General features: G+C 73.7%; 29 protein-coding genes. 14 read left to right on the top strand and 15 right to left on the bottom strand.

The genetic code is table 11. The features are described from left to right. Positions 1-82: 82 nt before the first annotated feature. The 4 genes from DC008_RS30940 to DC008_RS30925 all read right to left on the bottom strand — a co-directional run bounded on the left by DC008_RS30940 (position 83) and on the right by DC008_RS30925 (position 2,417). A complete protein-coding gene (locus DC008_RS30940; protein ID WP_108709804.1) occupies positions 83-532 on the bottom strand; it encodes a TIGR03668 family PPOX class F420-dependent oxidoreductase in 450 nt (149 codons plus the stop codon). Positions 533-582: 50 nt separating this feature from the next. After that, the gene (locus DC008_RS30935; RefSeq protein ID WP_108709803.1) at positions 583-849 is read right to left on the bottom strand and encodes a hypothetical protein; all 267 of its coding nucleotides are present in this window, start codon (positions 847-849) and stop codon (positions 583-585) included. 174 nt (positions 850-1,023) lie between these two features. Then, a complete protein-coding gene (locus DC008_RS30930) occupies positions 1,024-1,914 on the bottom strand; it encodes an SDR family oxidoreductase (protein WP_108709802.1) in 891 nt (296 codons plus the stop codon). Between the two features lie 107 nt (positions 1,915-2,021). Continuing rightward, positions 2,022-2,417 carry an SseB family protein gene (locus DC008_RS30925; protein WP_108709801.1) on the bottom strand — a complete coding sequence of 132 codons (396 nt, stop codon included), beginning with the start codon at positions 2,415-2,417 and terminating at the stop codon, positions 2,022-2,024. A 201-nt stretch (positions 2,418-2,618) separates the two neighbouring features. On the opposite strand from DC008_RS30925, the gene DC008_RS30920 reads away from it, so the two are divergent. Together DC008_RS30920 and DC008_RS30915 are read left to right on the top strand one after the other, a co-directional pair. After that, positions 2,619-3,272: a phosphoribosyltransferase gene (locus tag DC008_RS30920; protein ID WP_108709800.1), complete on the top strand. Its 654-nt coding sequence runs from the start codon at positions 2,619-2,621 to the stop codon at positions 3,270-3,272. A gap of 47 nt (positions 3,273-3,319) precedes the next feature. After that, positions 3,320-3,901 carry a GNAT family N-acetyltransferase gene (locus DC008_RS30915; protein ID WP_108710945.1) on the top strand — a complete coding sequence of 194 codons (582 nt, stop codon included), beginning with the start codon at positions 3,320-3,322 and terminating at the stop codon, positions 3,899-3,901. 5 nt (positions 3,902-3,906) lie between these two features. Here DC008_RS30915 and DC008_RS30910 read toward each other — a convergent pair whose 3' ends face one another. Further along, positions 3,907-4,686 carry an SDR family NAD(P)-dependent oxidoreductase gene (locus DC008_RS30910; RefSeq protein ID WP_108709799.1) on the bottom strand — a complete coding sequence of 260 codons (780 nt, stop codon included), beginning with the start codon at positions 4,684-4,686 and terminating at the stop codon, positions 3,907-3,909. 101 nt (positions 4,687-4,787) lie between these two features. Between DC008_RS30910 and DC008_RS30905 the strand changes: the two genes are divergently transcribed. Then, entirely contained in the window at positions 4,788-5,351 is a 564-nt protein-coding gene (locus DC008_RS30905) for a hemerythrin domain-containing protein (protein WP_108710944.1), read from the top strand. 8 nt (positions 5,352-5,359) lie between these two features. Here DC008_RS30905 and DC008_RS30900 read toward each other — a convergent pair whose 3' ends face one another. The 3 genes from DC008_RS30900 to DC008_RS30890 all read right to left on the bottom strand — a co-directional run bounded on the left by DC008_RS30900 (position 5,360) and on the right by DC008_RS30890 (position 8,793). Then, complete coding sequence (locus DC008_RS30900) at positions 5,360-5,881, bottom strand: hypothetical protein (protein ID WP_055619519.1); 522 nt, start codon at positions 5,879-5,881, stop codon at positions 5,360-5,362. A gap of 218 nt (positions 5,882-6,099) precedes the next feature. Then, complete coding sequence (gene katG / locus DC008_RS30895; RefSeq protein ID WP_108709798.1) at positions 6,100-8,316, bottom strand: catalase/peroxidase HPI; 2,217 nt, start codon at positions 8,314-8,316, stop codon at positions 6,100-6,102. A gap of 30 nt (positions 8,317-8,346) precedes the next feature. Continuing rightward, positions 8,347-8,793: a Fur family transcriptional regulator gene (locus tag DC008_RS30890; RefSeq protein ID WP_108709797.1), complete on the bottom strand. Its 447-nt coding sequence runs from the start codon at positions 8,791-8,793 to the stop codon at positions 8,347-8,349. 291 nt (positions 8,794-9,084) lie between these two features. Between DC008_RS30890 and DC008_RS30885 the strand changes: the two genes are divergently transcribed. Continuing rightward, positions 9,085-10,458 (top strand): alpha-lytic protease prodomain-containing protein, encoded by a 1,374-nt coding sequence (locus DC008_RS30885; protein WP_108709796.1) that lies wholly within the window; start codon positions 9,085-9,087, stop codon positions 10,456-10,458. 61 nt (positions 10,459-10,519) lie between these two features. On the opposite strand, the gene DC008_RS30880 is transcribed toward DC008_RS30885, so the two are convergent. From DC008_RS30880 to DC008_RS30860, 5 genes are read right to left on the bottom strand one after another with little or no spacing between them, the layout of a single operon-like run. Next, positions 10,520-11,593 (bottom strand): serine hydrolase domain-containing protein, encoded by a 1,074-nt coding sequence (locus tag DC008_RS30880; protein WP_108709795.1) that lies wholly within the window; start codon positions 11,591-11,593, stop codon positions 10,520-10,522. Further along, entirely contained in the window at positions 11,590-12,510 is a 921-nt protein-coding gene (locus DC008_RS30875; RefSeq protein ID WP_108709794.1) for a DUF6895 family protein, read from the bottom strand. Before DC008_RS30875 ends, DC008_RS30880 begins: the two co-directional genes overlap by 4 nt. Next, positions 12,507-13,481 carry a DUF6895 family protein gene (locus tag DC008_RS30870; RefSeq protein WP_108709793.1) on the bottom strand — a complete coding sequence of 325 codons (975 nt, stop codon included), beginning with the start codon at positions 13,479-13,481 and terminating at the stop codon, positions 12,507-12,509. The genes DC008_RS30875 and DC008_RS30870 overlap by 4 nt, the downstream gene beginning before the upstream one ends. After that, positions 13,478-14,185 carry a hypothetical protein gene (locus DC008_RS30865; RefSeq protein WP_108709792.1) on the bottom strand — a complete coding sequence of 236 codons (708 nt, stop codon included), beginning with the start codon at positions 14,183-14,185 and terminating at the stop codon, positions 13,478-13,480. Before DC008_RS30865 ends, DC008_RS30870 begins: the two co-directional genes overlap by 4 nt. Positions 14,186-14,214: 29 nt before the next feature. Next, complete coding sequence (locus DC008_RS30860; RefSeq protein WP_086872279.1) at positions 14,215-14,400, bottom strand: hypothetical protein; 186 nt, start codon at positions 14,398-14,400, stop codon at positions 14,215-14,217. 298 nt (positions 14,401-14,698) lie between these two features. Here DC008_RS30860 and DC008_RS30855 point away from each other — a divergent pair, with 298 nt between their 5' ends. The 4 genes from DC008_RS30855 to DC008_RS30840 all read left to right on the top strand — a co-directional run bounded on the left by DC008_RS30855 (position 14,699) and on the right by DC008_RS30840 (position 18,222). After that, positions 14,699-15,172 (top strand): carboxymuconolactone decarboxylase family protein, encoded by a 474-nt coding sequence (locus DC008_RS30855; protein WP_108709791.1) that lies wholly within the window; start codon positions 14,699-14,701, stop codon positions 15,170-15,172. 74 nt (positions 15,173-15,246) lie between these two features. Beyond that, entirely contained in the window at positions 15,247-16,173 is a 927-nt protein-coding gene (locus tag DC008_RS30850; protein ID WP_108709790.1) for an RNA polymerase sigma-70 factor, read from the top strand. 126 nt (positions 16,174-16,299) lie between these two features. After that, a complete protein-coding gene (locus DC008_RS30845) occupies positions 16,300-17,724 on the top strand; it encodes an amidase (protein ID WP_108709789.1) in 1,425 nt (474 codons plus the stop codon). Between the two features lie 51 nt (positions 17,725-17,775). Then, positions 17,776-18,222 carry a type II toxin-antitoxin system PemK/MazF family toxin gene (locus DC008_RS30840; protein ID WP_108709788.1) on the top strand — a complete coding sequence of 149 codons (447 nt, stop codon included), beginning with the start codon at positions 17,776-17,778 and terminating at the stop codon, positions 18,220-18,222. On the opposite strand, the gene DC008_RS30835 is transcribed toward DC008_RS30840, so the two are convergent. Further along, positions 18,207-19,031, bottom strand: a complete 825-nt coding sequence (locus tag DC008_RS30835; protein ID WP_164492401.1) for a TIGR02452 family protein — start codon at positions 19,029-19,031, stop codon at positions 18,207-18,209. The genes DC008_RS30840 and DC008_RS30835 overlap by 16 nt on opposite strands. A gap of 313 nt (positions 19,032-19,344) precedes the next feature. On the opposite strand from DC008_RS30835, the gene egtA reads away from it, so the two are divergent. From egtA to DC008_RS30810, 5 genes are all read left to right on the top strand, one after another. After that, positions 19,345-20,676, top strand: coding sequence for an ergothioneine biosynthesis glutamate--cysteine ligase EgtA (gene egtA / locus DC008_RS30830; protein ID WP_108709786.1), 1,332 nt, complete (start codon positions 19,345-19,347; stop codon positions 20,674-20,676). Then, positions 20,673-21,992, top strand: coding sequence for an ergothioneine biosynthesis protein EgtB (gene egtB, locus DC008_RS30825; RefSeq protein ID WP_108709785.1), 1,320 nt, complete (start codon positions 20,673-20,675; stop codon positions 21,990-21,992). Before egtA ends, egtB begins: the two co-directional genes overlap by 4 nt. Next, the gene (gene egtC, locus DC008_RS30820; RefSeq protein WP_108709784.1) at positions 21,992-22,783 is read left to right on the top strand and encodes an ergothioneine biosynthesis protein EgtC; all 792 of its coding nucleotides are present in this window, start codon (positions 21,992-21,994) and stop codon (positions 22,781-22,783) included. The genes egtB and egtC overlap by 1 nt, the downstream gene beginning before the upstream one ends. Further along, complete coding sequence (egtD, locus tag DC008_RS30815; RefSeq protein WP_108709783.1) at positions 22,780-23,742, top strand: L-histidine N(alpha)-methyltransferase; 963 nt, start codon at positions 22,780-22,782, stop codon at positions 23,740-23,742. Before egtC ends, egtD begins: the two co-directional genes overlap by 4 nt. A gap of 66 nt (positions 23,743-23,808) precedes the next feature. Next, complete coding sequence (locus DC008_RS30810; RefSeq protein WP_055618949.1) at positions 23,809-24,024, top strand: dodecin; 216 nt, start codon at positions 23,809-23,811, stop codon at positions 24,022-24,024. A 12-nt stretch (positions 24,025-24,036) separates the two neighbouring features. Here the strand turns inward: DC008_RS30810 and DC008_RS30805 are convergent, their stop codons facing one another. After that, complete coding sequence (locus DC008_RS30805) at positions 24,037-24,528, bottom strand: phosphatase domain-containing protein (RefSeq protein WP_108709782.1); 492 nt, start codon at positions 24,526-24,528, stop codon at positions 24,037-24,039. 78 nt (positions 24,529-24,606) lie between these two features. Between DC008_RS30805 and DC008_RS30800 the strand changes: the two genes are divergently transcribed. Continuing rightward, positions 24,607-25,605: an LLM class flavin-dependent oxidoreductase gene (locus DC008_RS30800; protein ID WP_108709781.1), complete on the top strand. Its 999-nt coding sequence runs from the start codon at positions 24,607-24,609 to the stop codon at positions 25,603-25,605. The last annotated feature ends 39 nt before the right edge of the window (positions 25,606-25,644 follow it).

Raw genomic sequence — 25,644 nt, 5'->3', positions numbered from 1 at the left:
GGGTGCTGTCTACATATGCAGACGCAGGTTACGTTCATGGACGGCACAGGGTCAATGGCCCTGTGGCCCCTCGGGTGATCCGTCAGCTCGCGGGCGCGGCCCGCCAGCCCGTCCAGTGCAGGACGGACACCACGATGACCGGCCCGTGCGGGGGCCGTTCCGCGTACTGCGGGTACTTGCCGCGCAGCAGGTCCGCCGCCTCCACACACCGCGCGCGGGTCTCCTCGTCGGGGGCGTCGGGTTCGAGGACGCGGGCGCCGCCGTCCGCCCGCACCCACCACAGTTGCTCCCAGTCGTCCTCGTACCGGTCCGCGAGCAGACAGACGGCCGGGTGGACGGCGATGTCGTGCAGCCGCGCCGGGCGGGGGGTGCGCTTCGGCTTGTGGTCGATGGCGGTCACCACCTCGTCGCCGCGCAGCGCGAAGACCACCGGCACCAGGTGCGGGCGCCCCGACGGGGCGATCGTCGCCAGCCGGGCGACCCGTGCCGCGGCGAACCGCTCGCGCGCCTCGTCCTGCTCCATGTCCGGCATGACGGCTCCTTCGGACGCGGCCTGCCCGGCCGTCGGCGCGGGCCGCGGCGTCATGTGTCGGGCGACGCCTCCGCGGTGTCGTCCGACGCGCTGTCCGAGCCCTGCGGCGCGGTCCAGTCGTACGGTCCGCCGCCGCGCCACTCGATCAGTTCGGGGTCGTCGACGGCCCGGTCCTCGGCGGGCAGGCCCGCGCGGTGGACCAGGTCCATCACGTCGAACAGGCTGTACGCGGTGCCCGTGGGCTCGCCACGGATCGTCACCGGACGCCCACCGTCCGGTTCCGGCGGCTGCACCACCACGAGGGGACGCGTGCTCATGACACCACCATGCGCTCTCGACGGCCGCCGCGCAGCCCGGCGTACCGGACGGTCAGTCGGACGGCCCAGCGTCCGGTGGCGGGTCTGCTGCCAGTCATGCCGCCGCCCTACCCACGGACACGGGACCCACACCCGGCGGCGGGTGAGAATCCCGTGTGCGCGAAAAGCGAGCGGTTACGGCAGCGGGGTGCCGCCTGTCGCGTTGACGATCTCCGCCGTGATGAAGCTGGCCTCCTGGGAGGCGAGGTGGACATAGGCGGGGGCGAGCTCGGCGGGCTGGGCCGGGCGGCCCATGGGGCTCTGCTTGCCGAACTCGGCCGTGTCGGGCAGCGTCGCCGGTATCAGCGGCGTCCACACCGGGCCCGGCGCCACCGCGTTGACCCGGATGCCGCGCTCGACCAGCATCTGGGCCAGCCCCTGGGTGAAGGTGACGATCGCGCCCTTGGTCGTGGCGTAGTCGAGCAGATGCGGGCTGGGCTTGTAGGCCTGGACCGACGTCGTGTTGATGACGCTGCCGCCCTTGGGGATGTGCGGCACGGCGAACTTGGTCAGCCAGAACATGCCGTAGAGGTTGGTGCGCATCACGCGGTCGAACTGCTCGGTGCTGATCGCCTCGATGCCGTCCGGCTGGGACATCTGGTAGGCGGCGTTGTTCACCAGCACGTCGATCCGCCCGAACTCCTCGACGGCCCGGTCGATCAGGGCCCGGCAGTTCTCCTCGTCCCTGATGTCGCAGGAGACGGCGACCGCCTTGCGGCCGGCCTCCTCCACCAGCTGCGCGGTCTCGCGGGCCTCGTCGGCCTCCTCGTCCAGGTACGTGAACAGCACATCGGCGCCCTCGCGGGCGAAGGCCAGCGCGACGGCCCGCCCGATGCCCGAGTCGCCGCCGGTGATGACGGTGGCACGGCCCTCCAGCCGCCCCGATCCGCGGTAGGTGTCCTCGCCGTGGTCCGGCGGCGGGTCCATCGGGCCGGTCCAGCCGGGGTGCGGCTGGTCCTGCTCCGGGAACTCCGGCTGCGGATGCTGGGTGGCCGGGTCTTGCTGAGTGTGCTGCGGGTCGGTCACGACGGCCTCCTGGACCGGTGGAACGGGCGTGGTGCGGGCCCGGGTTCCCGCTCGGCCGAAAGCCAAAAGCGATCAATCCGGGCGTCCCCCGGACGCGCGTGTACGGCTCAGGCGTCGTCGTCCCGGTCGAGCAGTGCCCGTACGCCCTGAGCCGTCAGCGCCAGCTGTTCGGGCGAGCCGGCGTCGATGACCAGGGAGAGTTCGTCGGAGGGCCAGCCGTGGGCCAGCGCGCCGAGCCGGACCGTGTGGTGCCGGTGGGTCTGCGGCATGGCCTCCGCCAGCCGGGCCGAGGAGGTGAAGACCGGCACCAGGGAGGTGCCGTCCTGCTGTTCGAACACCGGGAGCGTCAGGGCCGCGGGGCCCGGGCCCTCGCCGTCCGCCGCGGCCGGCACCAGCACCTCGCTGTCCGCCAGCGTGCTCAGCGCCGTCTGGTCGGCGCCGTTCTCCACGACCGTGCGCAGGGCGTCCTGCGTGGCCGAGGCTGAGTGGTCGAAGTCGGTCATGGCGCGTCCCCTCGCCTGGGAGTCGCCGCGGACCGGGGCACGGGCGGGCCGTCGCCCGGTACGCGGCCGGACGCACCGGGTACCCCCGGCCCGGCACCATATGTGGCCGTGGGCGGCATATGTGGCCGTGGGCGGCGCGTCCGGCGTTTCGCCTACGGCGGTCCGGGCACCCGGCGCCCGCGCCGACGCCGAGGAGGCACCATGTCCTTCCGCGACCGCACCCACGCCGGCCGGGAACTGGCTCTGCGGCTGACCGAGCGGGCCGGTTCCGGTGATCCCTTCGACCTCGTCGTGCTGGCTCTGCCGCCCGGCGGGGTGCCCGTGGCGGCCGAGGTGGCCCGCGCGCTGCACGCCCCGCTGGACGTCCTGGTCGCCGGGGAGATCAGCACCCCGGTCCGGCCGGAGACCACGATCGGGGCGCTCGTCGCCGACGACCCGCCCCTGTACGACCGCACCAGCCTGGCCATGATGCATCTGTCCGAGGACCGGCTCGGGGACATCGTGGTGAACGAGCGGAACGCGCTGCACCAGCGCGAGTACCGCTATCGGGGGCGGCGCCCGCTACCGTCCGTGGAGGGCCGCACGGTCGTCCTCGTGGACGACGGGCTCACCACCGGGCTGACCGCCACCGCGGCGCTGCGGTTCGTGCACCGGCACGGGCCCGCGCGGCTGGTACTGGCGGTGCCGGTCGGCAACCCGCGCACGGTCGCCGCGCTGCGGGCCGAGTGCGACGACCTCGTCTGCCTCGTCCAGCCGCCGCGACTGCACGCGGTCGGCGAGTGGTACGAGGACTTCGGCGTCGTCCCCGACGAACAGGTCACCGACACGCTGGAGGCGTTCCGGACCCCCGCCTGAGGCGGACCGGCTGCTTCCCCTGGGGCGGGCGTGGCATCGTGCCCGTCATGGAGTTCGATGTGCGCCCCGCCGAGGTCTTCGAGGACGTCCGCACCCTGATCGGCCCCAAGTCGCCCACGGCGTCGGTCTGCTGGTGCCTGAGCCACCGCCTCCCGGCGAAGGTCGAGAAACAGCTGCGCGGCCCGGAGCGCGGCGCGTACGTCGCCGAGCTGTGCCGCGCCGACCCGGCTCCCGGGGTGCTCGCCTACGACGGGGACGAGCCGGTCGGCTGGGCGGCGGTGGCCCCGCGCGCGGACACGGCGTACGCCCGCAGCCGTACGATCCCGCACCTCGACGAACTGCCGGTGTGGTCGCTGTGGTGCCTGCGGGTCCGGCCCGGCCACCGCGGGCGGGGTGTCACCCACGCACTGATCGCGGGGGCGGTCGCGTTCGCCCGGGACCGGGGCGCGCCGGTGTTGGAGGCGTACCCCATCGACAACGGCGACAACGGGGACGCCCGGGTCGACGTGACGATGGCGTACGCCGGGCTGCGCCGGAACTTCGAGCGGGCCGGCTTCCTGTACGCGGCCGACACGACCTCCGTCCTGGCCGGGCACCCCCGGGTGCTCATGCGGCTCGATCTGCGCTGAGCGCCTCAGTGGACGGAGAAGCCGCCGTCCACGCAGAGGGACTGCCCGGTGACATAGGCGGAGGCCCGGCTCGCGAGGAACACGGCGGCGCCCGCGAAGTCCTCGGCGAGGCCGTTGCGGCCGATCAGGGTGCGCGCGGCGAGCGCGGCGACCTTCTCGGGGTCGGACGACAGCCGGGTGTTCAGCGGTGTCATCACGAACCCCGGCACGAGCGTGTTGCAGGTGACACCGTACGGCGACCACGCCTCGGCCTGGGAGCGGGCCAGCGATTCCAGGCCGCCCTTGGAGACGCCGTAGGCGCCGCTCTGCACGAGGGCCCGGTGGGCCTGCTGGGAGGTGATGTGGATGATCCGCCCGAAGCCCCGCTCGGCCATGCCGGGGCCGAACCGCTGCCCCAGCAGGAACGGCGCCTCCAGGTTCACGGCCATGGTGGTGTCCCAGACGTCCTCGCCGAGCTCGCTCAGCGGCGGGCGCAGATTGACACCGGCGGAGTTGACGAGGATGTCGGGCTCGCCGAAGATACCGGCGGCCTCCTCGGCGGCCGCCCGCACACCGTCCCGGGTGCTCAGGTCCGCGCTGACCCAGGCGGCCCGGCAGCCGTGCGCCTCCAGGCCGGCGACCGTGGCGGCGAGCTCCGCCTTCCGGCGCGCGACGACCACGACGCGGGCGCCGGCCCGGGCCAGGGCCTCGGTGATGGCGCGGCCGATGCCGGAGCTGCCCCCGGTCACGACGGCGACCCGGTCGTCCAGGGAGAACAGTTCGGAGAGGTAGGTCTGCGAGGTCATGACCGCACCCTACGGGGGCCGTGTGAGCCGGACCGGGGCGGGCACTCGAGGTCCGCGGCGGCCCGGCCGGGGCTGCCCGTCGCGGACCGGAGGTGGAGAAGATGGGGCACGGCGGGAACGTCATCGACGAGCTGATGACCGATCACCGGGAGGTCGAGGAGCTCTTCGGCCGGATCGAGGCTCTGCCGCCCGGTGACAGCAAGCGGAAGCTGTACGCCGACCAGGTCACCATTGAGCTGATCCGGCACTCGGTGGCCGAGGAGCAGTATCTGTACCCGGCGGTCCGGCGGCATGTGGAGGGCGGCGACGCGATCGCCGACAGGGAGATCGAGGACCACGCCGAGGCCGAGCAGATCATGAAGGACCTCGAGGGCTGCGATGTCGGGGACACCGCGTTCAACCGGCTGGTCAACCGGCTGACGACGGAGGTGCGCGCGCACATCGCGGACGAGGAGCAGAACCTCTTCCCGAAGCTGCGGGCGGCCTGCCCTCCGGAGGCGCTCGACGAGCTGGGCGACAAGGTGCGGATGGCGAAGAAGACGGCGCCGACCCGGCCGCACCCGGCGGCCCCGGACAAGCCGCCGGCGAACAAGCTGCTGGCGCCGGGGACGGGGCTGGTCGACCGGCTGCGCGACGCGCTGTCGGGCCGCGGCAAGAAGCCCTGAGCCCTCGCTCAGGCGATCAGGGCGGGACCGGTGCCGAGGCGTTCCCGCAGGGCGGCGCCGTGCAGGGCGGCCACGGGGGCCACGAGGTCGGGGTGGCGCAGCAGCGCCGCCGCCTCGCGGTCGTACGGATCGGGTGAGACCAGCCGGCGGAACTCGGCGGGCACCGCGGTGGCGTGGCCGACCTCGGCCGTCGCGGCCACGGCCTGCCGGGCCAGCTCGGGGTCGGTGAGCAGGCAGGCCGCCCAGCTCGCCACGACCTCGTCGACCCAGGTGCGCCAGGCGCTGTCGGCGTCGTCGGGGGCGGAGTCGGCGCCGGTGATCCAGTCGAGGCTCGCGGAGCCGCCGGGTCCGGCCATCGACACGAGCGCGACGTCCGTCGGGGTCGGGTAGCGCAGCCAGGCGGCGACGGTCACGGCCTGGCGGGCCTGGACCTCGCCGAGGGCGTCGGCGAGCGCCCCGCCGCAGGCGGGGTAGGAGCGGATCAGCCACTGGGTGGTCGCCGCTATGAGCGGGGAGAGATCTGCGAGCACTGCCGGACCGTCCGAGACGCTGACGAGGTACGGGAACGCGCACACCGTAGCTCCGCACCCGGGGCCGGGGACATGGCCGCGGCCACGTTCCCCCCGTGGTCTCCCCCACACCTCACGACGCCGGTGAAGCCCGTCACAGCGGTGGGCCCGTCCGGACGCGGGGAGGCCCGGGCCGGCCTGCGCGGCCGGCCCGGGCGTCCCGTCGATCGGTCCGGTGATCAGACCAGGTCGTACCGGTCGAGGTTCATGACCTTGACCCAGGCGTCGACGAAGTCCTTCACGAACTTCTCCTTGGCGTCGTCGCTCGCGTAGACCTCGGCGAGCGCGCGCAGCTCGGAGTTGGAGCCGAAGACCAGGTCGGCACGGCTGCCGGCCCACTTCAGCTCACCGGTGGCGGCGTCCCGGCCCTCGAACGTGGTCTGGTCCGAGGACGTCGACTTCCACTCGGTGCCCATGTCGAGCAGGTTGACGAAGAAGTCGTTGGTCAGGGCGCCCGGGGTCTCGGTGAAGACACCCAGCTGCGACTGCTGGTGGGTGGCCCCCAGCACGCGCAGGCCGCCGACCAGGACGGTCATCTCGGGGGCGCTCAGCGTGAGCAGGTTGGCGCGGTCCAGCAGCAGGTACTCGGCCGGGAGGCGGTTGCCCTTGCCGAGGTAGTTGCGGAACCCGTCGGCCGTCGGCTCGAGCGCGGCGAACGACTCGACGTCGGTGTGCTCCTCCGTCGCGTCGACGCGGCCCGGCGTGAACGACACCTGGACGTCGAACCCGCCGTCCTTGGCGGCCTTCTCGACCGCGGCGGAACCGCCGAGGACGATCAGGTCGGCCAGGGAGACCTTCTTGGCGCCGGTGTTGAAGTCGCGCTGGACGCCCTCCAGGACCCGCAGGACCTGGGCGAGCTGGTCCGGGTCGTTGGCCTCCCAGCCGCGCTGCGGCTCGAGGCGGATACGGGCGCCGTTGGCGCCGCCGCGCTTGTCGCTGCCGCGGAACGTCGAGGCCGACGCCCACGCGGTGCTGACGAGCTGGGAGACGCTCAGGCCGGACTCGAGGATCTTGGCCTTGAGGACCTCGACGTCCGTGGCGTCGATGGGCTGACCCTCGGCCTCGGGCAGCGGGTCCTGCCACAGCAGCGTCTCCGCGGGGACCTCGGGGCCGAGGTAGAGGGACTTCGGGCCCAGGTCACGGTGGGTCAGCTTGTACCAGGCGCGGGCGAAGGCGTCCGCGAACTCCTGCGGGTTCTCGTGGAAGCGCTTGGAGATCGGGCCGTAGACCGGGTCGAAGCGCAGCGACAGGTCGGTGGTGAGCATCGTGGGCCGACGCTTCTTCGACGGGTCGTGGGCGTCGGGAATGATCTCCTCGGAGTCCTTCGCGACCCACTGCTTGGCCCCGGCCGGGGACTCGGTGAGCTCCCACTCGTAGCCGAAGAGGATGTCGAAGAAGTCGTTGGTCCACTGGGTCGGCTTGGTGGTCCAGGTGACCTCCAGGCCGGAGGTGATCGCGTCGCCGCCCTTGCCGGTGCCGTGGGTGGACTTCCAGCCCAGGCCCTGCTGCTCCATGGCGGCGGCCTCGGGGTCGTTGCCGACGGCGTCGGCCGGGCCGGCGCCGTGTGTCTTGCCGAAGGTGTGGCCACCGGCGATGAGGGCGACGGTCTCCTCGTCGTTCATCGCCATGCGGCGGAACGTCTCACGGATGTCGCGGGCCGCGGCGATCGGGTCCGGGTTGCCGTTGGGGCCCTCGGGGTTGACGTAGATGAGGCCCATCTGAACGGCGCCGAGCGGATTCTCCAGCTCGCGGTCGCCGCTGTAGCGCTTGTCGTCGAGCCAAGTGGTCTCGGGACCCCAGTAGACGTCCTCGTCGGCCTCCCAGACGTCGGCGCGGCCGCCGCCGAAGCCGAAGGTCTCGAAGCCCATGGTCTCCAGGGCGACGTTACCGGTGAGGATCATGAGGTCGGCCCAGGAGATGGACTGGCCGTACTTCTTCTTGACGGGCCACAGCAGACGGCGGGCCTTGTCCAGGTTGCCGTTGTCCGGCCAGCTGTTCAGGGGGGCGAAGCGCTGCTGGCCGCGGCCGGCGCCGCCGCGGCCGTCGCTGATGCGGTAGGTGCCGGCGCTGTGCCAGGCCATACGGACCATCAGCGGGCCGTAGTTGCCGAAGTCGGCGGGCCACCAGTCCTGCGACTGGGTCAGCACCTCGGCGATGTCACGCTTCACGGCGTCGAGGTCGAGGGCCTCGAAGGCCCTGCGGTAGTCGAAGTCCTCACCGAGCGGGTTGGCGACGACGGGGTCCTTGGCAAGGATCTTCAGGTTGAGCCGTTCTGGCCACCACTGGCGGTTTCCGCCGCCCTGGGTCGGGTGCGCGGCGCGATCGTGCGCGACGGGGCAGCCGCCTGTGCCCTCCGCCTTCGCATCGGTGACGATCGCATCGGAGTTCTCAGCCATGGGAAACCTTCCGGACTTGGACTGGGTGAATCACAGTGCGCGGGGCGCACCGGTGGTGGAGCAGTCGGGGCACAGGCCCCAGTAGATGACCTCGGCCTCGTCGATCGCGAAGCCGTGGTCGTCGGAGGCGGTCAGACAGGGCGCCTCGCCGACCCCGCAGTCGACGTCGGCGACGACACCGCACGAGCGGCAGACGACGTGATGGTGGTTGTCACCGACGCGGCCCTCGAACCGGGCGGGGCTGCCGGCCGGTTCGATACGGCGTATGAGTCCCGCCGCGGTGAGGGCGTGGAGTCCCTCGTACACGGCCTGGAGCGACACATGGCCCACGCGGTCGCGCACCCCCGAGGCGATGGCCTCGACGCCGAGGTGGTCTCCGGCGCGGACGGCCTCGAGCAGGGCGACGCGCGCGGCGGTCACCCGCAGGCCGGCGCCACGGAGCTCCTCGGCGGGGGTGGGAGTCCGGGCTGCGCTCATGACGCACAACCTATCGCGCTAAACACGAACGACTCAAGAAAACGAACGATGAAAGTCTAGGGACACGCAGGAGCCGGGGATCGATGCCGGAAAGGGTCCGCGCTGGACCCGCGAACGGCCGGCCTTCGCGGCCCCCCACCCTGCTCCCGACCCCACCGCCGCTGGTGCACATGACACGCCACGGAACCCCCCAAAGCGCTAAAAAGCATCTCTTCTGACATCTACTGATCTCTTCTCGTCAAGGCCTCCACTCGTCGCAGATGCAAGCGAACTCGATGGAGGTACTCACGCATGCTCGGCAGACCCACGGACGGCCGCCGCGCCGCCCTGACCGCTCTCGGCGTCCTCGCCGTCACCGCGATGACCACGGCCGCGGCCACCGCCCCGCCTCCCGCGCCGCTGCCCGCGTCCACCGCCGCCCAGACGGTCGGGGCCGACAAGCCCCCGGCCCCGGTGCTGCGCGCCCTGGAGCGGGACCTGAAGCTGACCCCCGCGCAGGCGGCCGAGCGCCTGGTGAACGAGGCCGAGGCGGGCGTCCGCGCGGGTCGGCTGCGCCTGTCCCTCGGGCAGCGCTTCGCGGGCGCCTGGCTGACGGGGACGACCGCGGCCGAGCTGACCGTGGCGACGACGCACTCGTCGGACGTGTCGGCGATCGAGGCGCAGGGCGCGAAGGCGGCCGTCGTGCAGCGGCCCCTCGCCGACCTGCGGGCCGTCAAGGAGAAGCTGGACAAGGCGGCCGCCGAGGCCGGGACGAAGGAAGCCCCGGTCTGGTACGTGGACGTGCCGTCCAACCGCGTCGTCGTCCGGGCGGTCCGGCGCGCGGCCGCCACCTCGTTCATCAAGGCCGCCGGTGCCCAGAACGCGGGCGTCGCCGTCGTCGTGTCGGCCGAGCGGCCCCGGCCGCTGACGGACCTGGTGGGCGGCGAGGCCTACTACATCGAGGGCTCCGCCCGCTGCTCGATCGGGTTCTCCGTCACCAAGGGCGACCAGCAGGGCTTCGCCTCGGCGGGCCACTGCGGCGAGCCGGGCAACAGGACCACGGGCGTCAACCAGGCCGCGCAGGGCGAGTTCCAGGCGTCGACGTTCCCGGGGAAGGACATGTCCTGGGTCGCCGCGAACAGCGACTGGACCGCCACCGCCGACGTCAAGGGCGAGGGCGGGCAGAAGACCCAGGTCACCGGGTCCGTGCAGGCGCTCGTGGGCGCGTCGATCTGCCGTTCCGGGTCCACCACCGGCTGGCACTGCGGGACGATCCAGCAGCACGACACCAGCGTCCGCTACTCCCAGGGCACGGTCGACGGGGTCACCCGGACGAGCGTGTGCGCCGAGCCCGGGGACTCCGGCGGCCCCTACCTGTCCGGGTCGCAGGCCCAGGGTGTGACGTCGGGCGGCTCGGGTGACTGCACCAGCGGCGGCACCACCTACTACCAGCCGGTCAACCCGATCCTGAGCGACTTCGGCCTGGTCCTGAAGACGGCCACCGCGCAGAAGGGCACCCAGGCCCCGCAGGACGAACCGGCGAACGACCAGTGGGCGGCGGGCCGCGTCTACGAGGCGGGCAGCACGGTGACCGTCGGCGGGGTGCGCTACCAGTGCCTGCAGAGCCACCAGGCGCAGAGCCGGTGGGCGCCGGACGGCACCCCCGCCCTCTGGCAGCGGGTGTAGCCCGTAACGCAGGACGCACCGCGGCCGGTGCGGGGCACTCCCCCGCACCGGCCGGTGTGCGTCAGTCCTCGGCGAGGAGCGCGTACGCCGTGGGGACGAACGGGTCGCGGGCCCGGTAGCGGCGGGTGCACAGCGCGACCAGCGCCGTCCCGGTGTCCGGCCGGAAGCCGAGGAACGCCTGCTGGCCGAGGGTCGCCCCGCTGTGGAAGTACATCGGACCGCCGTCGGTGGGGTGCTGGAACCACGCCACCGTGTGTACGTGGACATGCCCCCGGCCCCTCCGCAGCACGGGGGTGCGCACGGCGCGCAGCGCACCGGCCAGCGGGGAGCCGGCCGGGTCGAGGTGCGCCTCCAGGAAGGTGAGCAGGTCGTGCGGGGTGGCCCGGACGGCACCGGCCGCGTCGAAGCCGCCGGCGTCGAAGGGGAGGACGGGGGTGCGGCCGTCCTTGCCGTGCCCGGTCGCGTCGGTCTTCGGGTCCTCCGGACGCGGCGCGGTGCCGGTCAGACCGAGCGGGCGCAGCACTTGGGCGGCGAGCAGCTCCTCCCAGGGCGTGCGGGTGACGGCGGACAGGGCGTGCCCGAGCACGGCGACCCCGAAGTTGGAGTAGTGCCAGCGGGTGCCGGGCCGGTGCCGGGGGCGGTGGTGCAGGAAGGCGTCGACGACCTGTTCGGCGGGGTAGCGGCCGTACGGGTTGGTGCGCCAGGCGGGCAGCGCGCGGACGTAGAAGCCGGGAGGCAGGGCGGGCAGTCCGGCGGTGTGGGTGACGAGGTGCGCGAGGGTCGCGGGGTCGGCTCCGGCGGGCCGGCCCGGCCGCAGACAGGCGGCGGCCGGCTCGCCCCCGGTGAGCAGGCCGCGTTCGACGAGCCGCGCGAACAGCAGTCCGGTGAACGCCTTGGAGGCCGAGCCGATCTCGTAGCGCAGGTCCTGCCGGGGCACCGCCGGGGACACAGCGGTGCCCCCGCAGTGCAGGGTGCGGCGGCCGTCGCGGGACAGCGCGAAGACGACGTCGGGGGCGTCCACGGCGTCGACGGCCCGCACCAGCCGCTCGGTCGTGCCGTCGTCCGCGAGGGGTGCGGCGGCCCGCGGAGCGGTGTCCTGCGCCGGGCCCGGCCAGGGCGTGGCGGGCGCGGTCATGCGGTGGCGCGGGTGAGTTCGGAGAGGGCCCGGGACGTGGCCAGCACCGAGGCGAACGCGGCGACCAGCGTGGGGTGGTACACGAGGTCGAACACCTCGTCCGGGTCGCCCTCGGGCATCGACCGTACGGCCGGCATGGCGCCGTCGGCCTGCTGCGCGGCGGCGAAGCCGGCCCAGGCCCGCTCGTCCAGGGTGGGGCGGGGCAGGCAGGCGTCGACGACGAGGAGTTCGCCGAGCAGGTCCCAGCGTTCCAGGTCCAGCCAGTCGTCGATCCAGACCGGCAGCCAGGCGGCGAGGTAGTCGGCGATGTGCGGCGGCAGGCCTTCGGGACGGGCACCCCAGTCGGTCAGATGGAACACGGTGTGGGTGACGTCGTAGGCGATGTGGCCGCTGACGGTCCACGGTTCGGGGGTGTGGCCCAGCCAGGTGGCGCCCGCGAGATCGGCCTCGGGGGTGCGGGGGGCGAGGCCGAAGCGGCGCTGGAACGCGGCGAGCCCGAGCCGCCGGTTGGGGTCCACCTCCAGGGCCGACCAGCTCTCCAGCCGGTGGTAGAGGCGCACCGCGCGCTCCACCTCGGGTTCGGTGTACCCGAGTTCCTTGTACGGCAGGTACACCTCGAACGGGATGGGCGACAGTGGTTCGGTCCGCTGGCCGCGGGCCAGCATCCGGCCGCCGTCGAGGGTCTCGCGCCAGGTGTGGTCGAGGAGCCGGCGGGCCAGGTCGGCCTGCCGGGACCCGGCCACGCCCTCGCGGAACAGCACCCGGCAGATCAGGGCGAGTTCGCCGACCGGTTTGAAGCGGTCCAGGAAGCCGATCTCGGGGTCGACGTCGGTTTCGAGGCGGAAGCCGTCGCGGTGCGCCCACAGCCACTCCAGGGCGCGGACGCCGACGGTGTGCATGAGACGGGGGTCGGTCATCCGGGCACTCCTTGTCCCCTGTACCGGTGGTGTCCGCCGGTTCCGGCGGCGGCCACGGCGGTCAGGCGGGTGAGGCACTGCGCGGCGGCGAAGGCGGCCATGAGCGTGGAGTGGTAGCAGTGCAGGAAGTCCGGCTCCCGGTCGCCGCCGAGGTCCGGGTGGTCCTGCTGCGGCAGCGCGCCCGACTCGCACTGGGCCCCGGCGATCCGGGGCCAGGCGGCGCGCAGGGTCTTGAGGTCGGGTGGGTCCGGCAGACTCGCCGCCACGACGAGCAGCTCGCAGCTCAGGTCCCACATCCCGGCGTCCAGGCAGGTGTCGAGCCAGGCGGGCAGCCAGTGGCCGAGGTAGCCGGCCAGGTCGGCGGGGACGGCGTCGGGGGCGCGCCCCCAGTCGGTGAGGTGGAAGACGACGTGGGTGAGCGCGTATCCGGCCGAGCGCTCGAACGTCCAGGGTTCCGGCAGACCGCCCAGCCAGGTGTGCCGCAGCACCTCCCCGGCGTCCTCGGCCCGGCGGATGCCGGCGCGCCGCTCGGCCTTGAGCACGCCGAGCCGGCGGGTCGGATCCTGCTCGGTCAGCCGCCAGCCGCGGGTGCGGGCGGTGGTGGCGGCGGACGTCTCGTACCCGGGGTGCCGCAGCCCGGCGGAGGCGAAGACGGAGTAGATCTCCAACGGGTAGGTGGCGAAGGGCTCCAGCCGCTGCAGCCGTGGGAAGAGTTCGCCCTGGCCGGTCTGGCGCCAGGCGTACCGCAGCAGTTCGGCGGCCGTCTCGTGCAGTGGGTCGCCGGCCGGGGTGTGCGCGCACACGCTCGCGCAGGTCTGGGCGAGTTCCCCGAGTGGTTTCCAGGTGGCGTCGACCTGTCCGTCGGCGGCGAGCGCGCCCTCGCCCAAGGCGAACTCGTCGCGGTGGGCGGACAGCCAGGCGAGCGCCGCGGCGCCCACCTCGTGGATGCGCGCGACGTCAGTCGGCGTCATACGAGTGCTCCGGCCGCCCGCATCACCCGCGCGGCCTGCACCTGGAGCGCGACCCGGGGGTCGGTGCCGCCCATCAGCTCCACGAAGTCGAGGCCGGCTTCGAGGCCGAGCGTGTCCGGCACCCCGTCGACGAGGGTCAGCCAGCGTCCCGCTCCGGCCGCCTGCTGCCAGTCTCGGCGGCGTACCGCCCGGACGAAGCCGCGGGCGAGGTCCACGGGACGGCCGCGGGCCACGCGGAGCACCGCGCTGTCCTCCCCGGGTACGGCCAGGGCGGCCAGGACGGCGAGTTGATGGGTGAGGACCTGCCACGTGGCCGTCTCCAGCCAGTCGGTCCCGGGTTCCCCGGCGTCCTCGCCGGGCGGGGCGGGCAGGGGGGAGCCGAGGCGCGCGAGGGTGCGGCGCATCGCCCAGTGGCTCCAGCGGACGGTGGGGGCGGCGTCGGGGCGGGGCGGATAGGCCTCCGCCGTACGGCGGAAGGCCTCGAGTGCGTCGGGTGCGGGCGGGGCCGGGAACAGGACGTGCGGAAGCAGCAGATCCGCTCCCAGGACCCGCACCGCCGCGAGGGTGAGGCTCCCCTCGACGTCGTCCATGGCCGAGGTGCCGGACATGCGCACATGGTCCCCGCCCCGGAGGGCGGAGACCACGTCGGACGCAAGGTCCTGCACCGCGCCCTGCAAGAGGGCCGAAGTGCCTGACTGCTCCATTCAGCGTGCTCCTGTCGGTTCGCCGGTCCCTAGCCCTTCTTGGGGCGGGGGGTGGGCGGGGACAGCAGCAGCTGGGTGTCTGCGGAGAGCAGCGCCAGGGCGGCGCACTCCCGGCTGTCGCGGAACACTCCGTCGGGCTCGGCGGGGTCGAGTGCCGCGTCGAGGTCCGTCCGGACGCCGGTCGTGTCCTTGGTCGCCTTGTCCATGGAAGGCATATCACCATCTCCTCTGGGGTCAGCCATAGCCTCCACAACCCAGATGACCACATCGCCACAGAGCGCGCATCTTTTCCCACAAGTGCACATAGGTCACTTGTTCAACATTTCGGATCATGGGCGGGCGGGGCCTGACGGACGGCCGAAGGTCCCTTTGGCGGGCGGGAGTTGGTCAACCTGATCGCCCAAGTGCGGCCTGCCAGGTGGGCGGTGACGCACGCCACACCGCCCCCATGTCACATCCGCGGCTCCGGATCGGTCAGGGAGGTGTATCCCCTCTCTACTTCGGGAGTTCACAGTGGAACCGCGTCTCGACTTCTTCGGCAGCCCTCTGGCCGGCAAGGTGCTCCGGCACGTCAACTCCGCGGGCAAGGCGATCTCGGACTCGTCGCTGCCCGGCACCGTCCAGGAGCTGGTGAAGATCCGCGCCAGCCAGATCAACGGCTGCGGCTTCTGCACCGACATGCACACCAAAGACGCCGCGCACGCCGGCGAGACCGCCCAGCGCCTCCACCTGGTCGCGGCCTGGCGCGAGGCCACGGTCTTCACGGACGCCGAGCGCGCCGCCCTCGAACTGGCGGAGCAGGGCACCCGGATCGCCGACGCGTCCGGCGGTGTCACCGACGAGGCGTGGGCCCGGGCCGCCAAGCACTTCGACGAGGAGCAACTCCTCGCGCTGATCTCGCTGATCGCCCTCATCAACGCCTACAACCGCGTCAACGTCATCAACCGGCAGCCCGCCGGGGACTACCAGCCGGGCCAGTTCGGCTGACCACACACGCCGTGGTCCGCCGGGGCGCCCCGGCGGACCACGCCATAGCATGGTGGTCTGGGGCTGGAGGCACGATGCGCGACCGGGACGACAGCGGACCCCTCGACCGCGCCGCGGACGACCGGGACTCGCTCGAGCACGCGATGAAGGACTTCGTCGCGGCCCGCCCCCAGCTCTTCGGCATCGCCTACCGCATGCTCGGCAGCGCGGCGGACGCCGAGGACATCCTCCAGGAGACCTGGCTGCGGTGGCAGCGCGCCGACCGCTCCGGCATCCGGGAACCCGCCGCGTTCCTGACGACGGTCACCACCCGGCTGGCCATCAACTCCACGCAGTCCGCCCGGAAGCGGCGTGAGACGTATGTGGGGCCGTGGCTTCCGGAGCCGGTCGACACGCGTGCCGATCCGCAGCTGGGCGCGGAGCGGGCCGAGGCGGTCGATCTGGCCGTCCTGCTCCTGCTGGAGAAGCTCAACCCGCGCGAACGGGCCGCCTATGTGCTCCGGGAGGCCTTCGACTACCCGTACGAGCGGATCGCGGAGATCCTGGAGACGGGCGAGCCCCACACCCGTCAACTGGTCAGCCGCGCCCGGAAGCATCTGAAGGCGGCACGCCGGGAGCCGGTGAGCGACAGCGCGCACCGGCGCCTGCTGGAGACGTTCCTGGAGGCGGCGCGCACCGGCACGCTCACCGCGCTGGAGGAGCTGCTCGCCGAGGACGTCGTCAGCTACGCCGACGGCGGCGGGATGCGCGGGGCGTCCAGGGTGCCGGTCGCCGGGCGGGAGCGGGTCGCCCGGTACCTCGCCGCGTTCGCCCCGCGGTTCTGGCCGCGGTCGCGGGTGCGCTGGGTCGAGGCGAACGGCAGGCCGGCGGTGCTGGTGTGGCGCGAGGGCCACCCGGTGGCGCTGCTCTGCGCGGATGTCTCTGACCGTGGCATCGAGCGGCTGATGTGGGTGATGAACCCGTCGAAGCTGGCGCCCTATGTGGCCGCGGTCGCCGCCTGACGGCCCGTCCGCGCGGGTGGCGGGTGCGGTTGCCAGGTCCTGGGAGCCACACCGGGCGAAAACGTTTCGCCGGGGCCCGCCGGAGGTTACCGTTCGGTAGACATCGTCGTCCCGGAGGTGCCCCGTATGACGCCCGACCGTGCCGCAGGTCTCGTGGAGTCCGCCCGCGCGCTGGCCGAGGGGGAGGTGACCTCGCAGGCTCTGGTCGCCGACGCGCTGGCGCGTATCGAGGCCACGCAGGGGTCCCTCAACGCGTTCCGGGTGGTCCGGGCCGAGGCCGCCCTCGCCGAGGCGCGGGCGGCGGACGAGCGGCTGGCGTCCGGTGAGCGGCTGCCGCTGCTCGGAGTGCCGGTCGCGGTGAAGGACGACATGGACGTGGCGGGCGAGCCGACCGCGTTCGGCTGCCGAGGGGAGTTCCCGCCGGTCGCCGAGGACGGTGAGGCGGTACGGCGGCTGCGCGCGGCCGGGGCCGTGATCGTCGGCAAGACCAACACCTGTGAGCTGGGGCAGTGGCCGTTCACGGAGGGGCCCGCCTTCGGGGCGACCCGCAACCCCTGGGACCCGGAGCACACCCCGGGCGGCTCGTCCGGCGGCTCGGCGGCGGCGGTCGCGGCCGGTCTGGTGCCGGCGGCGCTGGGCTCGGACGGCGCGGGCTCGGTCCGCATCCCGGCCTCCTGGACGCATCTCATCGGCATCAAGCCCCAGCGCGGGCGCATCTCGACCTGGCCGCGCGGCGAGTCCTTCAAGGGCATCACCGTCAACGGCACCCTCGCCCGGACGGTCGCCGACGCGGCCCTGCTGCTGGACGCGGCCGCGGGCAACCACCCGGGCGACCCGCACCGGCCGCCCGCCGTCGACGCCTCGGCGGCCGCCGGCCGCGACCCGGGACGGCTGCGCATCGCGCTCTCCCTCAAGCCGCCGTTCACCGCCGTGCCCGCTCGGCTGCTGCCCGAGGTGCGGGCGATGGTCGTCGAACTGGCTGCCCGGCTCGCCGAGTTGGGCCATCACGTCGAGGAGGCCGACCCGCCGTACGGCAGGATCGGGCTGACGTTCGTGCCGCGTGCCACGGCGGGCATCGCCGAGTGGGCGGCCGACGTGCCCTCCCCCGCGCTCCTCGACCCGCGCACCCGGAGCGCGGTCCGGCTGGGCCGGCTCCTCGGCGGGCCCCCGCTGCGGGCGGCCCGGCGCGCCGAGGCGGTCCTGCACCGCCGGATCGGCCGGTTCTACGAGACGTACGACGTCGTGCTCGCGCCGACCACCGCCGCTCCCCCGCCCCGGATCGGCGCGCTCGCCGGGCTCGGCGGCTTCGCCACCGACCGGGCCATGATCGCGGCCTGCCCGTACGCGTGGCCGTGGAACGTGCTGGGCTGGCCCGGCGTCAACATCCCGGCCGGATTCGTGGGCGGCCTGCCCGTCGGCGGCCAGCTCCTCGGTCCCGCGCACAGCGAGCCGCTGCTCATCTCCCTCGCCGCGCAACTGGAGTCGGAGCTGCGCTGGCACGAACTGTGGCCCCCGCAGCGGGGCGAGACGGCCCCGGTCGCGACCGGCTGACCCTTCTGACCCTCTGGCCAGGGCTGTACGGACAGCCCTTAGGGTGCCTGCGTGAACACGTACACCGAAGAGAACGTCCCGGGCCGGCACGGCCGTACGGCGACCACCGAGGCCGATCCGCGCGCGGTCGGCAAGGTGCGCACCGAGTACTCGCCCGCGCACGACGGCGACCCGGACCCCGGGGAGATCGTCTGGACCTGGGTGCCCTTCGAGGAGAACGACGGCCGGGGCAAGGACCGCCCCGTGCTGGTGGTGGCGCGGGAGGCCGCCGGGACGTTCCTCGCGGTGCAGCTGTCCAGCAAGCGGCACGACGGCGACCGTGAGTGGGTGGCGATCGGCAGCGGGCCCTGGGACCGCACCGGCCGGGACTCCTGGGTGGGGGTCGAGCGGGTGCTGCGGCTGCACGAGGAGGGGATGCGCCGGGAGGCGTGCGCCCTGGACCGGGGCCGCTTCGACCTGGTCCGGCGCCGGCTGCACGAGCGCTACGGCTGGACCTGACGCTCCGGGAAGGTCCGGGCGAACGCCGCGCGCGTGGCGCTGTCCGGGGTGCGGTCGAGGATGCCGAACACCACGTGCTCGAACGCGGAGTCGAACCGTCCGCCCGGTCCGAGCAGGCCCCGGAACGCCTCCGCGACCCGCGCCGGGTCGTTCTGGAAGACGCCGCAGCCCCAGGCGCCGAGCACCAGCCGCCGGTAGCCGTGCGCGGCGGCGACCTCCAGCACCCGCTCCGCGCGTCCGGCGAGCGCGCTGGGCACCTCGCCGGCGCGCTCGGGGGCCGTACGCCGTACGACGCCCGCGTTCGGGGCGGCGGCGGTCAGGAAGCCGGCCTGATACGGCTCGGCGAGGAGACGGCCCCGGTCGTCGCGGAAGACGGGCACTCCGGGCGAGTGGATGACGCGGTCGGTGTAGAAGGGGTCGCGCCGGGCGCGGTGGTGGTCGTAGAAGCCGGGCGCCGCCCGCAGGCACGTGTACAGCGCGGAGGCGCGGCAGAGGGCCTCCTCCTGGGCCTGCGCGCCGTTCAGGAAGCCGCCGCCGGGGTTGCGCGCGGAGGCAAAGTTCAGCACGGCGGTGCCGGCGCCGAGGCGGCGGGCCGCCTCCAGGCTGGACTCCCCCGTGACCTCGAACGACGTGGTCACCGGGGCCGTGTCCGGCACGGGGACCGGCTCGGGGCCGTACATCCGCGTGCCCGCGCGGGCCGCGTCGACGGCGGCGGCGATGGACACCTCCCGGCCGTCCGGCGCGCGGTAGCCGCCCGCCGCCACGATCTGCTCGGTCTCCTTGGCGACACCGCGCAGGCGCGCGCTCATGGCGCCACCCCCGTGCGCGCCATGAACCCGCGACCGCGCGGGCCGCTCGTGCTCTCCCCCGTCGTGCTCACGTGAGCATCCTGGGCGATGCTGGGACTGCGCCGCAACAGGAATTTCGGCGGGCCGGCGGTCGTCGACCACGGCCGGGAAAGCCGCTGCCCACACCGGAGAAACGGAGATTACGGACCCGGAACACACCGAGTACGCACTCTTGTGCGAGTCGTCGTGAACGTCTTGGGTGGGACGAGTGTGCCGCCCCGGCCCGCGAGATCCGAGGGCCGGTGGCATCGTGGACTCTCAGGAGGATCCCGATATGTCCGACTCGGTCAGTGGCTGTACGGAGCGTTCCCGCACCGCGGTCACCGAAGCCGAAGTGGAGGCCCTGGTCCGGGGCATCTGCTTCAAGACTGGCCCGCCCCGCACGCTCGGGGTGGAAGTGGAATGGATAGTGCACGAGCTGCGCGACCCGCGGCTCCCCGTGCCACCGGAACGACTCGAAGCGGCCTACGCCGCAGTACGCTCCCTGCCCCTGAACTCGGCTCTCACCGTGGAGCCCGGCGGGCAGCTGGAGCTGAGCTCACCCCCCGCCGGTTCGCTCACCGAGTGTGTCGGCCTCGTCTCCGCCGATCTGGCCGCCGTCCGCACCGTACTGCGCGGACTGGGACTCGGCCTCGCCGGACTCGGCACCGACCCCTGGCACCCCCCGCGCCGGTTCCTGCGCGAGCCGCGCTACGACGCCATGGAGAAGGTCCTGGACCGCGGGGGTCCCGCAGGCCGGGCCATGATGTGCACCTCGGCCTCCGTGCAGGTCTGCCTGGACGCCGGGTACGAGGAGCCCGGACCGCTGGGCCACGGCCGGCGCTGGTGGCTCGCCCACCAGCTGGGCGCGGTCCTCGTCGCCGCCTTCGCCAACTCCCCGCTCGCCGGGCGGGAACCGACCGGCTGGCTCTCCACCCGGCAGCGGTTCTGGATGGACATCGGCCCGGACCGCGCGGGCGCGCCCCCGTTGAACGGCGACCCGCGCGCCGGCTGGGCGCGGCACGTGCTGGACGCGCCCGTGATGTGCGTACGCCGTGAGGACGGTCCGTGGGAGGTGCCCGAGGGGCTGTCCTTCCGTGAGTGGACCCGCTCGGGCGCGCCGAGGCCGCCCACCCGGGAGGACCTCGACTACCACCTGACGACGCTGTTCCCGCCGGTCAGACCGCGTGGCCATCTGGAGCTGCGCATGATCGACGCACAGCCCGGCGACGACGGCTGGATCGTGCCGCTCGCCGTGACCGCCGCGCTCTTCGACGACCCTGAGGCGGCCGAGACCGCCTACCGGGCCGTGAAGCCGCTCGCCGAGCGGGCGCTGTCCCGGCCCGCGCCGCACAACCCGCTGTGGGCCCGTGCGGCGCGCTCGGGCCTGGCCGACCCGGAGCTCCACGAGGTGGCGGTGCTCTGCTTCACGACGGCCCTGGAGGCCCTGCCCCGGCTCGGCGCCGGCACCGAGATCACGGACGCGGTCGCGGACTACCTCGACCGCTATGTCGCCCGGGGCCGCTGCCCCGCCGACGATCTGCTGGACCGGCACCACGGCACGGACCACCCCCGCTCCCGGCCCCGCTCGCACGCGGGGACCCCGCACGGGAAGGACACCCCATGACCGACCCCGCCCTCGACGCCGAGACGCTCCGCGAGCGGGCCCTGACCACCCTGACCACGGCCCGTGCCCGGACGACCCTGCTGACCAGCTGCGTCGACGACCCGGACCTGACCGCCCAGCACTCGCCCCTGATGTCCCCGCTGGTGTGGGACCTCGCCCACATCGGCAACCAGGAGGAGCAGTGGCTGCTCCGGGCGGTCGCCGGACGGGACGCGATGCGCCCCGAGATCGACGGCCTCTACGACGCCTTCGAGCACCCGCGCTCCGAACGCCCCTCGCTGCCGCTGCTCGCGCCGGCCGAGGCCCGCGCCTACGCCTCCGAGGTGCGCGGCCGGGTCCTCGACCTGCTGGAAGGCACCGCCTTCCACGGGACGCGGCTGACCGAGGCCGGTTTCGCGTTCGGGATGATCGCGCAGCACGAACAGCAGCACGACGAGACCATGCTGATCACCCATCAGCTCCGCAAGGGGCCGCAGGCCCTGACCGCCCCCGACCCGGACCCGGCGCCCCCGTTCACCGGCCCGCCCGAAGTCCTGGTCCCCGGCGGCCCGTTCACCATGGGGACGTCCACCGAGCCCTGGGCGCTGGACAACGAACGCCCCGCGCACCGGCGCGAGGTGGCGCCCTACTGGATCGACACGACGCCCGTGACGAACGGTGCCTACCAGGCGTTCATCGACGACGGCGGCTACGACGACGAACGCTGGTGGACACCGGACGGCTGGGCGCACATCCGGCAGCACGGCATCCACGCACCCCTGTTCTGGCACCGGGACGGCGGGCAGTGGCTGCGGCGGCGCTTCGGCGTCACCGAGGTGGTGCCGCCCGACGAGCCGGTGCTGCACGTGTGCTGGTACGAGGCCGACGCCTACGCCCGCTGGGCCGGACGCCGGCTGCCCACCGAGGCGGAGTGGGAGAAGGCCGCCCGCCACGACCCGGTCTCCGGCCGCTCGACCCGCTACCCGTGGGGCGACGCCGACCCGGCCCCCCGGCACGCCAACCTGGGCCAGCGCCATCTGCGGCCCGCCCCGGCGGGCAGCTACCCGGAGGGCGAGTCGCCGCTCGGCGTACGGCAGTTGATCGGTGACGTGTGGGAGTGGACGGCGAGCGACTTCCTGCCGTACCCCGGCTTCCAGGTGTTCCCGTACAAGGAGTACTCGGAGGTGTTCTTCGGGCCGGAGCACAAGGTGCTGCGCGGCGGTTCGTTCGCGGTGGACGAGGTGGCCTGCCGGGGCACCTTCCGCAACTGGGACTACCCGATCCGCCGGCAGATCTTCTCCGGGTTCCGCACCGCCCGTTCCGCCGAGGGCGCCTGATGTGCCGTCATCTCGCCTACGTGGGCCCCGGGGAGCCGCTCGGCCGGCTCCTCGTGGAGCCCCCGCACGGCCTGTACCGGCAGGCCTGGGCGCCCCGGCACCAGCGGTACGGCACCGTCAACGCCGACGGTTTCGGGGTCGGCTGGTACGCCGAGGAGGACCCGGTGCCGGCCCGGTACCGGCGTGCCGGGCCGATGTGGGCGGACCCGTCGTTCGCGGACCTCGCCCGCGTCGTGCGCAGCACCGCGCTGCTCGCCGCCGTACGGGACGCGACGGTGCCGGGCGCCGACCAGGAGGCCGCGGCGGCCCCGTTCGCCGCCGGCGCCTGGCTGTTCAGCCACAACGGCGCCGTGAAGGGCTGGCCCGGCTCGCTTGCGCCCCTGACGCCGACGCTGCCCGCCGTGGAGCTGCTGTCCATGGAGGCCCGCAACGACTCGGCGTTCGTCTGGGCACTCGTCCTCGCCCGGCTGCGCGACGGCGACGGCCAGGGGCAGGCGCTGACCGACACGGTCCTGGAGGTCGCCGAGGCGGCCCCCGGTTCCCGGCTCAACCTGCTCCTCACCGACGGCGCGACCATCACCGCGACCACCTGGGGCGACACCCTCTGGTATCTGCGCCGGACCGGCGGCGGCACCGTCGTGGCCTCCGAGCCCTACGACGACGACCCGCACTGGCAGGAGGTCCCCGACCGCACCCTGCTCGCCGCGAGCCGCACCGACGTCCTCCTCACTCCGCTCAAGGAACCCAGCGCCGCCCCGGCCCCCGCACCACGCAAGGAGCCCCGCACGTGAGCCCGTTCCGTATCACCCGCACCCTCCCCGAGGACGCCACCTCGGCCGCGCTGCGCGCCGACGTCCTCGCGGGCCTGACCAGCACGCCCAAGACGCTGCCGCCGAAGTGGTTCTACGACGCCCAGGGCAGCGAACTCTTCGAGAAGATCACCGAGTTGCCCGAGTACTACCCGACGCGCGCGGAGCGGGAGATCCTGACCGGCCGGGCCGGTGAGATCGCCGCCGCCACCGGTGCCCGCACCCTGGTCGAGCTGGGCTCCGGCTCGTCCGAGAAGACCCGGTACCTGATCGACGCCCTGACCGGCCTGCACACGTACGTCCCCGTCGACGTCAGCGAGAGCGCCCTCACCCAGGCCGGGCAGACCCTCGTCGCGGAGCGGCCGGGGCTGGAGGTGCACGCCCTGATCGCCGACTTCACCGCCGGCCTGGACCTGCCCGACACACCGGGCCCCCGCCTGGTGGCGTTCCTCGGCGGCACCATCGGCAACCTCCTGCCACCGGAGCGCGCCACGTTCCTCGCCTCCGTACGGACGCTGCTGTCCCCCGGCGACGCGCTGCTGCTCGGCACCGACCTGGTCAAGGACGAACGGGTCCTGGTCGACGCCTACGACGACGCGGCCGGGGTGACGGCCGCCTTCAACAAGAACGTCCTCACCGTGATCGACCGGGAGCTGGGCGCCGACTTCGACCCCGGCGCCTTCGACCACGTGGCGGTGTGGGACCCCCGTCAGGAGTGGATCGAGATGCGGCTGCGCGCCCGTACCGCGCAGACCGTGAAGGTGCCCGCGCTGGACCTCGCCGTGGACTTCGCGGCGGGCGAGGAGATGCGCACCGAGGTGTCGGCGAAGTTCCGCCGGGACGGGGTGCGCGCCGAACTGACGGCGGCCGGGCTCGAACTGACCCACTGGTGGACGGACGCCGCGGGCCGGTTCGCGCTCTCGCTCAGCACACCCCTGTGACGGACGGCTCGCGCGATGCCCCGCGGTGGGGCACGGTGGAGTGACGCGTGTGAGAGGAGCACCCACATGTCGAACCACACCTACCGGGTCACGGACATCGTCGGCACCTCGCCGGACGGCGTGGACCAGGCCATCCGCAACGGCATCGCGCGGGCCTCACAGACCCTGCGGAACCTGGACTGGTTCGAGGTGACCGACGTACGCGGCCAGCTCGACGACGGTGACATCGCGCACTGGCAGGTGACGATGAAGGTCGGCTTCCGCCTGGAGGAGTCCGAGTAGGGGCATCTGCCCTCAGGTGCGTCCCTCGCGCTCCTGTGCCTCCTCCAGGGTGGTGGACGGGGCCGTCCAGCGCGCCAGCACCACCCTGAAGCCGGCCCGTTCTGCGTCCTCGCACACCAGCTCGTCGTCGTCCACCAGGACCCGGATCTCCCGGGTGCGGGCGAGGCGGCGCAGGATCTCCAGCTTGGCGCGCCGGGCGGGCCTGCGGTCGTCGTCGCGGCGCATGTGCAGGTCCCCGTCGGGCAGACCGTGCGCGGCGAGCCAGTCGAGCGTGTCGCGCCGGCAGCGGGCGGGCCGGCCGGTCAGGTAGACGATCTCGCACTCCTTCGCGCTCTCCCGGGCCAGCGCGATGCCCTCCTCGAGCGGCGGGTCCTGGGGCGCGGCGGCGAAGAAGCCGTCCCAGTCGCGGGGCTTGCGCTCGAGGAAGTGCTGGCGGTGGCCGGTGTCGGCGAGGGTGTTGTCCAGGTCGAACACGGCGAGCGGACGTCGGCTGCTGTCGGTCACGTCCGACAGCGTACGGTCCGGGTGTGACGCGGTGCCGCCCGGCAGGAATCTCCGGCGCCCGCGTGTGTTGAACCTTGTATGAGCTCCGTGATCGCCTCGACCCGTTTCTCCGTCCTCGACCGTTCCCGCACGCGGGAGGGCCGCACGGCCCCGGAGGCGCTGCGGGACACCGTGGCGCTGGCGCGGGTGGCCGAGAAGCTCGGCTTCCATCGTTTCTGGGTGTCGGAGCACCACGGGGTGCCCGGGGTCGCGGGCTCCGCTCCGACGGTGCTGGCCGCCGCCGTGGCCGGGGCGACGCGCACGATCCGGGTCGGCACCGGCGGGGTGATGCTGCCGAACCACCGGCCGCTCGTGGTGGCCGAGCAGTTCGGTGTGCTGGAGTCGCTGTTCCCGGGGCGGATCGACATGGGGCTGGGCCGTTCGGTGGGCTTCACCGGCGGGGTGCGCAAGGCGCTCGGCCGGGACAAGGAGGACGCCGAGGACTTCGCGGGCCAGTTGGAGGAGCTGCTGGGCTGGTTCCGCGGGACCTCGCCGACGGGGGTGCACGCCCGGCCGCCGGAGGGTCTGACGGTGCCGCCGTTCGTGCTGGCCATGGGCGAGGGCGCGGACATCGCGGCCCGCGCCGGGCTGCCCATGGTGATCGGCGACCTGCGCGACCGTGAGCGGATGCGGCGCGGTGTCGACCGGTACCGGGAGCGGTTCCGGCCGTCGCCGTGGGCGTCCGAGCCGTACGTGGTGATCTCCGGCACCGTGGCGGTGGCCGCCACCCCCGAGGAGGCCCGCCGGCTGCTGGTGCCGGAGGCGTGGTCGATGGCGTACTCCCGGACGCACGGCACCTTCCCGCCGCTGCCGCCCGCCGAGCGCGTGGAGGCGCTGTCCCTGTCCGGCCGGGAGCGCGAGTTCTACGAGCGGGGGCTCGCCGGGCATGTGGCGGGCACCGAGGAGCAGGTCGCGCACGAGCTGGAGACGGTGCTGAAGGAGACCGGCGCCCAGGAGGTGCTGGTGACGACCAGCACGTACGACCGGGAGGCGCTGGTGGACTCCTACCGGCGGCTCGCCCGGATCGTCCACTCCTGACGGGTTGCCTAGGCTGAGGAGCCCTGTCCCCGCCCTTCT

The organism is Streptomyces nigra, from assembly GCF_003074055.1.
GTDB classification, from domain to species: domain Bacteria; phylum Actinomycetota; class Actinomycetes; order Streptomycetales; family Streptomycetaceae; genus Streptomyces; species Streptomyces nigra.
The sequence above is the reverse complement of the archived record's forward strand: the minus strand, read 5'-3'. Positions and strand labels throughout refer to the sequence as shown.

What these genes read in the sequence shown, in the direction of transcription:
- DC008_RS30940 (WP_108709804.1), bottom strand. Translation starts at nt 532, where the DNA reads ATGCCGGACATGGAGCAGGACGAGGCGCGCGAGCGGTTCGCCGCGGCA.
- DC008_RS30925 (WP_108709801.1), bottom strand. Translation starts at nt 2,417, where the DNA reads ATGACCGACTTCGACCACTCAGCCTCGGCCACGCAGGACGCCCTGCGC.
- DC008_RS30915 (WP_108710945.1), top strand. Translation starts at nt 3,320, where the DNA reads ATGGAGTTCGATGTGCGCCCCGCCGAGGTCTTCGAGGACGTCCGCACC.
- egtB (WP_108709785.1), top strand. Translation starts at nt 20,673, where the DNA reads ATGACCGACCCCGCCCTCGACGCCGAGACGCTCCGCGAGCGGGCCCTG.
- DC008_RS30860 (WP_086872279.1), bottom strand. Translation starts at nt 14,400, where the DNA reads ATGCCTTCCATGGACAAGGCGACCAAGGACACGACCGGCGTCCGGACG.
- DC008_RS30910 (WP_108709799.1), bottom strand. Translation starts at nt 4,686, where the DNA reads ATGACCTCGCAGACCTACCTCTCCGAACTGTTCTCCCTGGACGACCGG.
- DC008_RS30810 (WP_055618949.1), top strand. Translation starts at nt 23,809, where the DNA reads ATGTCGAACCACACCTACCGGGTCACGGACATCGTCGGCACCTCGCCG.
- DC008_RS30935 (WP_108709803.1), bottom strand. Translation starts at nt 849, where the DNA reads ATGAGCACGCGTCCCCTCGTGGTGGTGCAGCCGCCGGAACCGGACGGT.
- DC008_RS30850 (WP_108709790.1), top strand. Translation starts at nt 15,247, where the DNA reads ATGCGCGACCGGGACGACAGCGGACCCCTCGACCGCGCCGCGGACGAC.
- egtA (WP_108709786.1), top strand. Translation starts at nt 19,345, where the DNA reads ATGTCCGACTCGGTCAGTGGCTGTACGGAGCGTTCCCGCACCGCGGTC.
- katG (WP_108709798.1), bottom strand. Translation starts at nt 8,316, where the DNA reads ATGGCTGAGAACTCCGATGCGATCGTCACCGATGCGAAGGCGGAGGGC.
- DC008_RS30875 (WP_108709794.1), bottom strand. Translation starts at nt 12,510, where the DNA reads ATGACCGACCCCCGTCTCATGCACACCGTCGGCGTCCGCGCCCTGGAG.
- DC008_RS30800 (WP_108709781.1), top strand. Translation starts at nt 24,607, where the DNA reads ATGAGCTCCGTGATCGCCTCGACCCGTTTCTCCGTCCTCGACCGTTCC.
- DC008_RS30905 (WP_108710944.1), top strand. Translation starts at nt 4,788, where the DNA reads ATGGGGCACGGCGGGAACGTCATCGACGAGCTGATGACCGATCACCGG.
- DC008_RS30845 (WP_108709789.1), top strand. Translation starts at nt 16,300, where the DNA reads ATGACGCCCGACCGTGCCGCAGGTCTCGTGGAGTCCGCCCGCGCGCTG.
- DC008_RS30890 (WP_108709797.1), bottom strand. Translation starts at nt 8,793, where the DNA reads ATGAGCGCAGCCCGGACTCCCACCCCCGCCGAGGAGCTCCGTGGCGCC.
- DC008_RS30835 (WP_164492401.1), bottom strand. Translation starts at nt 19,031, where the DNA reads ATGAGCGCGCGCCTGCGCGGTGTCGCCAAGGAGACCGAGCAGATCGTG.
- DC008_RS30870 (WP_108709793.1), bottom strand. Translation starts at nt 13,481, where the DNA reads ATGACGCCGACTGACGTCGCGCGCATCCACGAGGTGGGCGCCGCGGCG.
- DC008_RS30885 (WP_108709796.1), top strand. Translation starts at nt 9,085, where the DNA reads ATGCTCGGCAGACCCACGGACGGCCGCCGCGCCGCCCTGACCGCTCTC.
- DC008_RS30920 (WP_108709800.1), top strand. Translation starts at nt 2,619, where the DNA reads ATGTCCTTCCGCGACCGCACCCACGCCGGCCGGGAACTGGCTCTGCGG.
- DC008_RS30865 (WP_108709792.1), bottom strand. Translation starts at nt 14,185, where the DNA reads ATGGAGCAGTCAGGCACTTCGGCCCTCTTGCAGGGCGCGGTGCAGGAC.
- DC008_RS30880 (WP_108709795.1), bottom strand. Translation starts at nt 11,593, where the DNA reads ATGACCGCGCCCGCCACGCCCTGGCCGGGCCCGGCGCAGGACACCGCT.
- egtC (WP_108709784.1), top strand. Translation starts at nt 21,992, where the DNA reads ATGTGCCGTCATCTCGCCTACGTGGGCCCCGGGGAGCCGCTCGGCCGG.